This window comes from Mycoplasmopsis bovigenitalium (genome assembly GCF_900660525.1).
In the GTDB taxonomy this organism is placed as follows: Bacteria; Bacillota_I; Bacilli_A; order Mycoplasmatales; family Metamycoplasmataceae; genus Mycoplasmopsis; species Mycoplasmopsis bovigenitalium.
On record NZ_LR214970.1, the window covers coordinates 567,678 to 579,526 of the forward strand.

Below are 11,849 nucleotides of genomic sequence, written 5' to 3' on the forward strand. Positions count from 1 at the left end.
TATTCATTTTTTTGATGTCGTTGTAATATTTTAAAATATTTACTATTCAGTTTTCAAAGAACAATTGAGAGAATTGTTCCCTCAAAACTAGATATACACTTGGGACCTAACCAAGCCATGACGATAAATAATAATAGTAGGTCTGAAAAATAAGGTTAATGCTAATTAAATTAGCTTTGTACTCCGTAGAAAGGAGGTAATCCATCCCCACGTTCTCGTAGGGATACCTTGTTACGACTTAACCCCAGTCACCAGTCCTGCCTTAGGCAGTTTGTTAATAAACCGACTTCGGGCATTACCAGCTCCCATGGTTTGACGGGCGGTGTGTACAAGACCCGAGAACGTATTCACCGTAGCGTAGCTGATCTACGATTACTAGCGATTCCGACTTCATGGAGTCGAGTTGCAGACTCCAATCCGAACTGAGACCGGCTTTTTGTGGTTTGCTCACTGTCACCAGGTTGCTTCACTTTGTACCGGCCATTGTAGCACGTGTGTGGCCCCACTCGTAAGAGGCATGATGATTTGACGTCGTCCCCACCTTCCTCCCGATTACTCGTGCAGTCTCCCTAGAGTGCTCAACTGAATGTTAGTAACTAAGGATAAGGGTTGCGCTCGTTGCAGGACTTAACCGAACATCTCACGACACGAGCTGACGACAACCATGCACCATCTGTCATTCTGTTAACCTCCACTATATCTCTATAGCTTTGCAGAAGATGTCAAGAGTGGGTAAGGTTCTACGCGTATCTTCAAATTAAACCACATGCTCCACCGCTTGTGCGGGTCCCCGTCAATTCCTTTAAGTTTTATTCTTGCGAACGTACTACTCAGGCGGATCATTTAATGCGTTAGCTGCGCCGATGAGTTCCCCATCAGCTAATGATCAACGTTTAGGGCGTGGACTACCAGGGTATCTAATCCTGTTTGCTCCCCACGCTTTCGTCTCTCAGTGTCAGTGTATGTCCAGTTAGCTGCCTTCGCCATGTTGGTGTTCTTCCTTATATCTACGCATTTCACCGCTTCACAAGGAATTCCGCTAACCTCTACATAACTCTAGTCTGCCAGTATCCAACGCGGTTTGGGGTTGAGCCCCAAAATTTAACGCCAGACTTAACAAACAACCTACAGACGCTTTACGCCCAATAATTCCGGATAACGCTTGCAACCTATGTATTACCGCGGCTGCTGGCACATAGTTAGCCGTTGCTTTCTAATAAGGTACATTCAATATAGTGGCATTTCCTACACTATTTTTTATTCCCTTACCACAGCAGTTTACAACCCATAGGGCCTTCATCCTGCACGCTGTGTCGCTCCATCAGACTTTCGTCCATTGTGGAATATTCCCTACTGCTGCCTCCCGTAGGAGTCTGGGCCGTATCTCAGTCCCAGTGTGGCGGATCAGTCTCTCAACCCCGCTAAACATCATCGCCTTGGTGGGCCGTTACCTCACCAACTAGCTAATGTTGCGCACCCCGCTCCTCCAGCGACGCTTTAAGGCGTCTTTTCCGTAAATGCCATGCGGCATCTACGAGTATTTGGAATTATCGGTTGTTTCCAACCGCTATGCCAAACTGAAGGGTACGTTGAGTACGTGTTACTCACCCATTCGCCGCTAAGTGATAAATCACTTCGCTCGACATGCATGTATTAGGCACACAGCCAGCGTTCATCCTGAGCCAGGATCAAACTCTCGAAAAAATTGACTTCGTCATGTTTATATATCTAGTTTTCAAAGAACAATTGCAACCGTCATTAGCAAAGTTGCTTAATAATAATACCACTATTTTATAGATAACAAAATATTTTTTATTTTTTTGTTTTAATCTTTAAAATCGCTTTAAATTATTTTTGGCGGTTGATATTAATATACATTATTTATCTTTTTAACAAAGAAAAAAATCAATATTTTTTTGTTTATTTTGCTAAGTCTTGCAAATGGTCTGATTTTGTCTTATCGCGTGCGTATATTATTAATAAAGGCAAATAAAAAATGCCTTTTGCGCATACTTAAATAAGTGCAAAAGGCAATTATATTATTGGAATTAAAGTGCTTTAAATTCACCGCCAGCTTTTTCAATAGCATCAATTGCACTTTGAGAAGCGGCATGAACATTAACGTGTAATTTTTTGCTTAATGTACCATTAGCTAAAACTTTAACAGGAAGATTTCTCTTAATTAAATTAGCAGCAGCTAGTGTTTGAATATTTACTGTATCGTTTGCATTAAATCTTTGCTCTAAATCTACTAAGTTAACTACTTGGTATTCAACATGGTTAACATTTGTAAATCCACGTTTACAAATACGACGGAATCAAGGAGTTTGACCCCCTTCAAAACCTGGTCTGTGACCGTGACGTTTATTTTGACCTGATTGACCTTTACCAGCTTGCTTACCTTTACCAGCGGCATGACCTCTACCAACACGGTGTTTTTCTTTACGTGATCCAGCAGTAGGTTTTAAGTTTTGTAAATTCATAATTTCTCCTTATATTATTAAATATATAGTCTGAAAAGTACTTTTCAAAATCGAGTTTGAAGTTGCTTAACTAAACAAATATTTAATTATAGTAAGTCTTTTACTTCTTTGCCTCTGATTTCAGCAATTTGCTCAGGTGTACGCATTTGGGTTAAGGCTTTAAGAGTTGCTCTAACAATGTTAGATTTTGAACGTGAACCATAAGTTTTTGAGTATAGATCTGTATAACCAGCAAGTTCTACTACAGCACGAACTGTTGAAGAAGCAACAATTCCTGTACCTTTTGCAGCAGGTTTTAGTAAAACTTTAGAAGCTAAGAATTTAGCTTGATTTTCATGTGGAACTGTACCTTTAATAACTGGTAAAGTAATTAAATTGTTTTTTGCGTCTTTAACGGCTTTTTTGATTGAATCTGGAACTTCATTTGCTTTTCCATGTCCAAAGCCAACACGTCCTTTTTTGTCCCCAACTACAACAAATGTTGAGAATGAAAATCTTCTACCACCTTTAACAGTTTTAGAAACTCTCTCGATAGCAATAACTTTTTCACCAAATTCGTTAGCTACTTGTTCTTCTCTTCTTCTTGGTGCTCTACGTTCTTTGTTAACTCTTTGGGTAGGTTTTTTAACGTCTTTAACTGGTTTTTCAGCTTTAACAACTTTTGTTGTTGGAGCTGCTTGGTCTTGAATTTTTTCTGTCATTAGAATTTAACTCCTTTAGCATGTTCTCTTACAGCGTCAGCAAAAGCTTTAACACGCCCATGATAAATATATCCTGAACGGTCAAATACAATTTCAGTAATTTTTAGAGCTTGGATTTTAGCAGCCATTGCTTTACCTGCTTCAGCAGCTGAAGCAATATTACCATGGAATTCACCTTTAACTAGTGTTGATACACTAGCAAGTGTAATACCTTTTGAATCATCAATTAGTTGTGCGTAAAAGTTTTGGTGTGATTTAAATACTGTCAAACGTGGTTTTGTGCTGGTGCCAAAAATGCTTTGACGTTCACGCAAGTGTTTACGTTGACGAGCTTGATTTCTTGATAAAATAGCCATATTTTTAACCTTAAACTACTATTTAGCAGCAGTTTTCCCTTCTTTACGACGAATAACTTCGTTTTTGTATGCTACACCTTTACCTGAGTAAGGACTTTGTTTTCTTGTTGCTCTAACTAAAGCAGCAAATTGACCAACACTTTCTTTTGAAATTGATGATAGAGTAATTTCAGTTGGTTTTGGTAACTCAACTTTAACATCAGCTGGAATGTCTAATAATTCTAAGTGTGATTTACCAACAGCTAATTCTAATTGTTGACCTTTCAAAGTAGCTTTGTAACCAACACCTTTAATTACTAATTCTCTTTTGAAACCTTGTGAAACGCCAATTAACATATTTGAAATTAATGCGTTTGTAGTTCCGTGTAATTGTTTGGTTGCTTTTAGTTCATTTGCTCTAATTGTGCTAATTTTGTTATCTTCGATTTTAATTGCGATTAGCGGACTAAAGTTAGCTTCAAGAGTTCCTCATGAACCTTTTGCACTGAATTTTGTGCCTTCAAGTGCAACACTAACTCCATCAGGAATTGTTAATATTCTGTTTCCAACACGTGACATATTAACCTCCTATCAAATGTAAGCGATAACTTCACCGCCCACATTTTCCTTACGCGCTTGTTTTTCAGTCATCATCCCTTTTGAAGTAGAGATAATAGCTGTTCCATAGCCTGATAATACTGTTGGCAAGTCCGCAGCTGATGAATAAACTTTTAGACCTGGTTTTGATACACGTTTAAAATCAATGATTGCTCTTTGATTTCCTTTATATTTTAATGATACTTCAAGCATTTTTTCAACGCCTTGGCCTTTGATTGTAACATCTTGAATGTATCCTTCTGCTAAAAGAATGTCTAGGATTTTTGCTTTTTTGTTTGAAAAAGGAATTAGAACTGTTTTGAATTTTCTTTGGTTAGCGTTTTTAATACGCACAATCATGTCTGAAATTGGATCTGTAATAAACATAATTATCAACTCGCTTTCTTGTAGCCTGGAATTTGACCTTCGTGTGCTTTAACACGGAAGCAAATACGGCAAATTTTGAATTTTCTTAAAACAGCGTGTGGACGTCCACATAGTTCGCAACGTGTGTAAGCACGTGTTGAAAATTTGGCGTGTTTTTTTTGTTTAACTTTTAATGAAACTTTAGCCATGATTATTTATCTCCTTTAGCAAATTTCATACCAACTAGTTCTAATAATTTTTTAGCTTCAGCATCTGAGTTTGTTGAAGTTATTATTTGTACGTCTAATCCTTTAATTCTTCTAATTTTGTCAAAATCAATCTCTGGGAAGATGATTTCTTCTTTAATTCCTAATGAATAGTTCCCTCTACCGTCAAAGGCTTTAGGATTTGCACCGTGAAAATCACGAATACGAGGCATAGCAATGTGGATTAATTTTTCTAAAAAGTCTCACATTCTGTCTCTACGAAGTGTAACTTTTCCGCCCATTGGCATACCTTCTCTTAATTTTCAAGAAGCATTTGATTTTCTAGCTCTTGTTTGGAAAGGTTTTTGGCTAGAAATTAAGGTTAATTCATGTAAAACTTCTTCAATAGCTTTTGAGTTTGTTACTTCTTTACCGGCTGTCATATTTAAAACAATTTTTTCAATACGAGGCACTTGCATTATTGATTTGAAGTTGAATTCTTTCATTAATGCAGGCACAACTGTTTCTAAGTAATGTTTTTTAATTTGCATAATTAATATTCCTTGTTAGTTTTTTTGATAATTCTTGTTTTTTTGCCGTCTTTAATTGTGTAACCGATTTTTGAAACTACTGGTGCAGAAGTTTTTGTTCCTTTTTTAGCCATAACAGCTACATTTGAAGCATGAATTGGACCTTCTTGTTTTTTGATTGCTCCTTCACCGCCACGAGTTGGTTTTTGGTGTTTGGTTTGAACATTTACGTCTTTAATAAATACAGTGTTATTTTTTGCATCAACTTTGATAATACGGCCTTGTTTTCATTTGTGAGAACCTGAAATAACTACTACTTCATCATTAACTTTGAATTTCATATTTTAGATTCCTTTCTTATAAAACTTCTGGCGCAAGAGAAACAATTTTTAAATATCCCTTGTCACGTAATTCACGAGCAACCGGTCCAAAAACACGAGTTCCTCTCATTGATTTATCTTCTTTAATAATTACAACAGCATTGTCATCAAATTTGATATGTGAACCGTTTGGACGTTTAATACCATAACGAGATCTAACAATAACCGCTTTAACAACTTGACCTTCTTTAACAGCACCATTTGGTAATGCTTTTTTAACTGAACACACAATAATGTCACCAATGTTAGCAGTTTTCTTTCTTGAACCGCCTAACACTCTAATTAAACCTACTTCTTTAGCTCCTGAGTTATCTGCAACTTTTAATTTTGATAATTCAATAACCATTATTCATCACCTCTAGCAGCTTTTTGTCTAATTTCAACTAAACGGAAGTGTTTGGTTTTTGATAATGGACGGGTTTCCATAATAGAAACAATGTCACCAACAGAAGCTAATAGTTTTTCATCGTGAACTGCGAAACGTTTAACAACTCTATAACGTTTTGAATATAAGTTGTGTGAACGGTAGCTTTCTACTTCAACAAAAATAGTTTTGTCACCACGAACTGAAGTAACTTTACCAATAAGGCTTTTACGTGTCGATCTTTCCATTATTTGTCTCCTTGCATTTGACTTAGTGCAGTTAAGCATTTTGCGATGTCTTTTTTAACAGCTTGAATTTTGTGGCTGTGATCTAGTTGTCCTGTTGCATTTTTAAAACGTAATGTTAATAATTCAGCTTTTAGGTCATTAACAAGTTTTTTAAGTTCGTCAGCTGATTTAGCTTTGATATCTTTGTAAAGCATTATTGTTGACCTCCTTGTGAATCTTCTCTAGTAATAATTTTTCATTTTACTGGTAGTTTGTGACCACCTAAACGTAGGGCATCACGAGCAATATCTTCTTTAACACCTGATACTTCGAACATCATTGTGTTAACTTTAACTGGTGTATATCATTTGTCTGGTGAACCTTTCCCTGAACCCATACGAACACCAATTGGTTTAGAAGTTTTTTGGAAGTGAGGGAAAATTCTAATAAAAACTTGACCTTCACGACCCATACGACGAGTAATCGCGATACGAGCTGATTCAATTTGACGTGAGTCAACTCAAGCTGAAGTTACGGCTTGTAAACCGAATTCTCCAAATGATACTTTGTTTCCTTTATGAGCTTTACGTTTATCATGACTTAAAACGAAAGGTTTTCTATATTTGGTTCTTTTTGGTTGTAGCATTATTTTTTACCACCTTCCAAAATTTCACCTTTAGAGATTCAAACTTTAACACCAATTGCACCATATGTTGTACGCGCAGTTGCTTGAGCATAATCAACATCTTGACGTAATGTGTGTAGTTTCATTTCTCCACGTGAATAACCTTCAGTACGCGCCATATCAACACCATTTAAACGGCCTGAAACAGCAGTTTTAATACCTTTTGCTCTTGCTTTTAAAGCATCATTAATAATGTATTTTTGTGCGATTCTAAAGCTTTCACGGTTTTCTAATCTAACCGCAATAGCTTCAGCTGCTAAACGTGCATTAAGTTCTGGTTTAGCAATTTGGATAACTTGTAAATTAATATCAAGTGCTTTATCTTTAATAAATTTGTGTAATTGTACATTTAGAGCTTGAATGTTTGCTCCATTTTCACCTAAAATTTTAGCTGGATTAGCAACGTGTAGATAAACTGTTACTTTATTAGCTTGTGTTCTTGAAATTTCCACTTGACCGATTTGGTATTTACGTACTAATTTATCGAAGAATTTGTAAATTTTGTCATCTTGCACAAGTAGTGCGCCATAATTTGCTTTTTCAGCAAATCAAGTTGTTCTACGTTGTTTTGTAACACCGTATCTAAATCCATTTGGATTAACTTTTTGTCCCATATTTGTGCTCCTTAATTTCTTTCTTCTAATACTACTGATAAATTAGATGTACGTTTGAAAATTGAGAATGCTCTACCTTGTGAGTGAGGTTGAAATCTTTTTAGTGTTGGTCCTTCATTAACTATAACTTCTTTAACAAATAATTTAGATGCATCCATTCCATGGTTATTAGTTGCATTAGCAACTGCTGAATTGATTAGTTTAATAAATAGGTATGCTGATTTTTTGTTGGTGTTGTGTAAGATACCTAAAGCTTCTCTTACGTCTTTGCCTCTAAATAGAGCAGCAACTAGAGCGGCTTTACGAACGCTAACACGTTGAATTTTAATGTGTGCTTTTGCTTGCATTATTTTTTACCTTTATCAGCACCGTGACCTGTGTAGTTTCTTGTTGGTGAGAATTCACCTAATTTGTGACCTACCATGTCATCTGTTACATAAACATCAATAAAGCTTTTACCATTGTGAACTTGGAATGTTAAACCTACAAAGTTTGGGAAGATGGTTGAACGTCTTGATCAAGTTTTGATAGGTTTTTTAGCTGCGCCACCTTCAACGATTGCTAGCACTTTTTTCATCAAGTGTTCGTCGACAAATGGGCCTTTTTTAAGACTACGAGCCATTATTTAGCATCCTTTCTTCTTCTTAAAATCAATTTGTTTGAAGATTTTTTAGTTTTTCTAGTTTTAACACCAAGAGCTTTTTTACCTCATGGAGTAAGAGGTGATTTACGTCCAATAGGTTGTTTACCCTCACCACCACCATGTGGGTGATCTACAGGGTTCATTACAGAACCACGCACTGTAGGTCTAACACCCATGTGACGGTTTCTTCCGGCTTTACCTAAGTTTACTAGCAAGTGTTCTTCATTGCCAACTTCACCAATTGTTGCACGGCAACGTGCTAATATACGACGAGTTTCACCTGATTTTAGACGAAGAACAACGTATTTTCCATTGTCATCTTTACCAAGAATTTGAGCACTTGTACCAGCTGAACGAGCAATAATTCCGCCGCCGCCTGGTTGCATTTCAATGTTGTGGATTAATGTACCTTCTGGAATTGAAGCTAATGGTAATGTGTTACCCACTAAAATATCAACGTTTTCTCCAGAAATTACGCTTTGGCCTACTTTAAGACCTTTAGGTGTAAGAATGTATCTTTTTTCTCCATCAGCATATGCTAATAATGAAATATTAGCTGAACGGTTTGGGTCATATTCAATTGACTTAACTACTGCTGGAATATTATCTTTATTACGTTTGAAGTCGATTATTCTATAAAATCTCTTAACACGTCCACCGTGGTGTCTTACTGTAATTTTACCTTGGTTGTTTCTACCAGCGTTATTTTTTAAAATTACTAGTAATGACTTTTCAGGAGCATGTCCTGATAGGTTTTGTGAGTAGTTAAGAGAAGACATATTACGACGACCATTTGTAGTTGGCTTATAATGTTTAATTGCCATGTCATTTCTCCTTGCTTAAAAATATTCGAGGAATTTTGTCTTTTAAGCAGCTACTATTTTCCTCTTTTGACTAAGCCTCTTTTTTAGCGGCTTTTTTTGTTGTTTTTTTAGCAGCAATTTTTTGTGCTAATTTTTCTTCTGCATCTGCGTCAGCTTGTTTTTGAGCTTTAGCTTTTGCTTGTTTAATTTCTTTTTTAGCTTCGTCTTGTGCTTCAGCTTCATTTGGATAAAATACAATTTTATCGTCTTGTGCTAAAGTAACAATAGCTTTTTTGTAACGGTTTGTAAAACCATTAAAACGACCTACTCTTTTAGCTTTTTTGTCAACTTTAATTGTGTTAACTGATACAACTTTAACTTGGAAAATAAATTCAACAGCTTGTTTAATTTGGAATTTATTTGCGTGGTAATCTACTTCAAAAGTGTATTTATTTTGTGCTTGTAAAAGGTTTGTTTTTTCGGTAAGAATTGGCTTACGGATAACTTGAGTTAATTCCATTATTTAGCTCTCCCTTCGAAAATTTTTAATCCTTCTGTTGATAATACAAGTACGTCTGCTCAAATTAATGCTTCAACTGTTGTTGAACTTGGTTTAATAACAGCAACGTTTGGTACATTTGAAAGTGATCTGTAAACTGTGTCATTGTCAGAAACAACTAAAACATGTTTTACATTAGCAATATTTAAAGATTGTAATTTAGCAACAGCAGCTTTAGTTGAAATAGTGTCTAATTTAAAGTCATCTACAACAACTGCGTTGTCTTTAGCTAATAAGGTAAGTGCACTAAAGAATGCAGCTCTTTTAGCTTTTTTGTTAACTTTAATTGAGTAGTTTCTTTCGGTTCTAGGTCCAAATGCGCGTCCACCACCTACTCAAATAGGAGATCTTGTTGAACCTGCACGAGCACGTCCAGTACCTTTTTGTCTTCAAGGTTTTTTACCACCACCTCTAACTTCTGCACGAGTTTTAACAGAGTGAGTACCTTGTCTTTTTGAAGCTCTTTCTGATAGAATTGTGTCAAAAATTGCTTGTTCATAAATTTTTTCTAATCCAAATACTTCAACTGGAAGTTTTGAAGAGTCGAATGCAAATTTTGCATTTGGATCGATTTTTTCAATTTTAGCTGTTTTAGCAGCAGGTTTTTTAGTTGTTTTTGCTTTTTCTTCAGCAACATCAACTAGTTTTTCATCATTTAAGAATTTAATTGAATCTTCATCTTTAATATTTTTAGTGGTAAGTGTATCAATAATGTTTGCAATTTTTGCTGATGAAGTAGAACCTGAAAATTGGCCATCTCTGTGGAATCAAACTCTTGATTCACCTTCTAGTTTAGATGCTGCTTTTTGGAATGCTTCTAATCCTTCTTTGAATGTTTTGAAGTTTTTAGATGTTTTTTGACCTTCTTTTTTAAGGTTGAATGAGATATTTCTTTCTTTGTCAAATTTTTCTGATAAATAGAATTTATTAACAGCCATAATTAGTTATCTCCTTCTTTAGCAGCTTGTGCTTCAGCTTCAATAATTAGAGGTTCAAGTTCGCTTGAATGCATACCAACTTTAACTTCAACATTAACTTTTTTAGCTCTTTCAAGTAATTCATTCATCTTCATAACTTCTTCAACATCAACAAGCACAACTGGTTTGTGGTTTGGAAGTCCTTTAATTGCTTCTTTAATGATCACAAATGATTTTTTAGGCCCTGGAATTGAACCTTTTACTAAAAGTAAGTTATTTACAGTATCAACTTTAACAACTTCTAGGTTTTGAACTGTAGTTTGAACTGCTCCTAAATGACCAGGCATTGTAATACCTTTGAAAACTTTGTTACCGGCAATATCACCAAGTGAACCAGTTTGTCTTACAGGTTGGCTACCACCACCACCACCGTGTGATTTAGGTCCGATGTGTTGGTTTCAACGTTTAATTGTACCAGCAAATCCTTTACCTTTTGAAATACCTGTAATGTCAACAAGTTGTCCAGATGTAAAAATATCTGCTTTAACTTGTTGTCCTAATTCGTAACCTTCCATGCCACGAATTTCTTTAATGTAGCGCTTAGGTGTTGTGTTAGCTTGTTTGAATTGACCAGCTAGTGGTTTAGAAACTTTGCTTTGTTTTAATTCTTCAATAGCTAATTGAGTTGCAACGTACCCGTTTTTAGCATCTGTTAGAACTTTTGTAACAACATTTGGTTTAACTTCAATAACAGTTACAGGAACTGATAAACCAGTTTCTGTAAAGATTTGTGTCATACCAACTTTACGTCCTAAGATTCCTTTCATAATTTCTCCTTCACGTTAATTTATAACGACCATTGCTTCGTTGAAGTTGGATTTATTTTTGTGTAATTTCGCTAATTTGAACTCCTGCTGGTAATTCGAAACGACGAATCATGTCAAGAGTTTTAGTATCAGCATCAATTAGAGTAACGATTCTTTGGTGTACTCTAGCATCGAATTGTTCACGAGATGTTTTGTTAATGTGAACTGATCTAAGAATTGTAACTAGGTGTCTTCTTGTAGGCACAGCTACAGGTCCCGAGAACTTAACATTGTTTTTTTGTGCAATTTCAATAATTTTTTTTGCGGCAAAATCAATTTGTTCATGTTCGAAGGCTTTCAACTTGATATTAATTTTTTTCACGTTGTCTCCTTTGTTCATAAGCGAACATACTCCACATAAATTACTTACAAGGTCCTCAACAACTTATGGCCTAGTAACAACCTTATGCTTCACCGTATAGTTGCTTTAATATTCTATAATAAAATATTTTTTTCCCTAATAAAAAGTTTAAATTTTTTGCTTGGTATCTAAACACCAAAAGAAGTTGTAATAAAAAATGCATTTTTGCGCGATTTTATGGTTAAAATCGCATTTTTTTAAAAAATAGTTAA

20 protein-coding genes and 1 rRNA gene are annotated in these 11,849 nt (G+C 35.5%); all 21 read right to left on the reverse strand.

All coding sequences use genetic code 4. The features are described from left to right. Positions 1–189: 189 nt before the first annotated feature. Positions 190–1,704: ribosomal RNA gene (locus EXC34_RS02425) — 16S ribosomal RNA — on the reverse strand. Positions 1,705–2,048: 344 nt separating this feature from the next. Continuing rightward, positions 2,049–2,483, reverse strand: a complete 435-nt coding sequence (gene rplO, locus EXC34_RS02430; protein WP_129687770.1) for a 50S ribosomal protein L15 — start codon at positions 2,481–2,483, stop codon at positions 2,049–2,051. Positions 2,484–2,569: 86 nt separating this feature from the next. Beyond that, positions 2,570–3,184, reverse strand: coding sequence for a 30S ribosomal protein S5 (gene rpsE / locus EXC34_RS02435; protein ID WP_004421697.1), 615 nt, complete (start codon positions 3,182–3,184; stop codon positions 2,570–2,572). Further along, a complete protein-coding gene (gene rplR / locus EXC34_RS02440; RefSeq protein WP_004421695.1) occupies positions 3,184–3,540 on the reverse strand; it encodes a 50S ribosomal protein L18 in 357 nt (118 codons plus the stop codon). Before rplR ends, rpsE begins: the two co-directional genes overlap by 1 nt. A gap of 18 nt (positions 3,541–3,558) precedes the next feature. Continuing rightward, on the reverse strand, positions 3,559–4,098 hold the full coding sequence (gene rplF, locus EXC34_RS02445) for a 50S ribosomal protein L6 (protein ID WP_129687771.1): 540 nt from the start codon (positions 4,096–4,098) through the stop codon (positions 3,559–3,561). A 9-nt stretch (positions 4,099–4,107) separates the two neighbouring features. Then, positions 4,108–4,503, reverse strand: a complete 396-nt coding sequence (gene rpsH, locus EXC34_RS02450; protein WP_004421690.1) for a 30S ribosomal protein S8 — start codon at positions 4,501–4,503, stop codon at positions 4,108–4,110. A gap of 2 nt (positions 4,504–4,505) precedes the next feature. Next, entirely contained in the window at positions 4,506–4,691 is a 186-nt protein-coding gene (locus tag EXC34_RS02455) for a type Z 30S ribosomal protein S14 (protein ID WP_004421689.1), read from the reverse strand. Positions 4,692–4,693: 2 nt separating this feature from the next. After that, positions 4,694–5,239, reverse strand: coding sequence for a 50S ribosomal protein L5 (rplE, locus tag EXC34_RS02460; RefSeq protein ID WP_096385906.1), 546 nt, complete (start codon positions 5,237–5,239; stop codon positions 4,694–4,696). A gap of 2 nt (positions 5,240–5,241) precedes the next feature. Next, complete coding sequence (gene rplX, locus EXC34_RS02465) at positions 5,242–5,559, reverse strand: 50S ribosomal protein L24 (protein WP_129687772.1); 318 nt, start codon at positions 5,557–5,559, stop codon at positions 5,242–5,244. Between the two features lie 16 nt (positions 5,560–5,575). Further along, positions 5,576–5,944 carry a 50S ribosomal protein L14 gene (rplN, locus tag EXC34_RS02470; RefSeq protein ID WP_004421686.1) on the reverse strand — a complete coding sequence of 123 codons (369 nt, stop codon included), beginning with the start codon at positions 5,942–5,944 and terminating at the stop codon, positions 5,576–5,578. Next, positions 5,944–6,210, reverse strand: a complete 267-nt coding sequence (gene rpsQ, locus EXC34_RS02475; protein ID WP_004421685.1) for a 30S ribosomal protein S17 — start codon at positions 6,208–6,210, stop codon at positions 5,944–5,946. Before rpsQ ends, rplN begins: the two co-directional genes overlap by 1 nt. Beyond that, positions 6,210–6,404, reverse strand: coding sequence for a 50S ribosomal protein L29 (gene rpmC, locus EXC34_RS02480; protein WP_004421684.1), 195 nt, complete (start codon positions 6,402–6,404; stop codon positions 6,210–6,212). The genes rpsQ and rpmC overlap by 1 nt, the downstream gene beginning before the upstream one ends. After that, the gene (rplP, locus tag EXC34_RS02485) at positions 6,404–6,835 is read right to left on the reverse strand and encodes a 50S ribosomal protein L16 (RefSeq protein WP_004421683.1); all 432 of its coding nucleotides are present in this window, start codon (positions 6,833–6,835) and stop codon (positions 6,404–6,406) included. Before rplP ends, rpmC begins: the two co-directional genes overlap by 1 nt. Then, positions 6,835–7,488 (reverse strand): 30S ribosomal protein S3, encoded by a 654-nt coding sequence (gene rpsC, locus EXC34_RS02490; RefSeq protein WP_004421682.1) that lies wholly within the window; start codon positions 7,486–7,488, stop codon positions 6,835–6,837. The genes rplP and rpsC overlap by 1 nt, the downstream gene beginning before the upstream one ends. Positions 7,489–7,499: 11 nt before the next feature. Further along, a complete protein-coding gene (gene rplV, locus EXC34_RS02495) occupies positions 7,500–7,835 on the reverse strand; it encodes a 50S ribosomal protein L22 (protein ID WP_004421681.1) in 336 nt (111 codons plus the stop codon). Continuing rightward, a complete protein-coding gene (gene rpsS / locus EXC34_RS02500; protein WP_129687773.1) occupies positions 7,835–8,110 on the reverse strand; it encodes a 30S ribosomal protein S19 in 276 nt (91 codons plus the stop codon). Before rpsS ends, rplV begins: the two co-directional genes overlap by 1 nt. Beyond that, a complete protein-coding gene (gene rplB, locus EXC34_RS02505; RefSeq protein ID WP_004421679.1) occupies positions 8,110–8,955 on the reverse strand; it encodes a 50S ribosomal protein L2 in 846 nt (281 codons plus the stop codon). Before rplB ends, rpsS begins: the two co-directional genes overlap by 1 nt. 70 nt (positions 8,956–9,025) lie before the next feature. Next, positions 9,026–9,454, reverse strand: coding sequence for a 50S ribosomal protein L23 (gene rplW, locus EXC34_RS02510; protein WP_096385897.1), 429 nt, complete (start codon positions 9,452–9,454; stop codon positions 9,026–9,028). Beyond that, positions 9,454–10,431, reverse strand: coding sequence for a 50S ribosomal protein L4 (rplD, locus tag EXC34_RS02515; RefSeq protein WP_129687774.1), 978 nt, complete (start codon positions 10,429–10,431; stop codon positions 9,454–9,456). Before rplD ends, rplW begins: the two co-directional genes overlap by 1 nt. A 2-nt stretch (positions 10,432–10,433) precedes the next feature. Then, the gene (gene rplC / locus EXC34_RS02520) at positions 10,434–11,237 is read right to left on the reverse strand and encodes a 50S ribosomal protein L3 (protein ID WP_129687775.1); all 804 of its coding nucleotides are present in this window, start codon (positions 11,235–11,237) and stop codon (positions 10,434–10,436) included. 52 nt (positions 11,238–11,289) lie between these two features. Beyond that, on the reverse strand, positions 11,290–11,616 hold the full coding sequence (rpsJ, locus tag EXC34_RS02525) for a 30S ribosomal protein S10 (protein ID WP_129687776.1): 327 nt from the start codon (positions 11,614–11,616) through the stop codon (positions 11,290–11,292). Between the last annotated feature and the right edge of the window lie 233 nt (positions 11,617–11,849).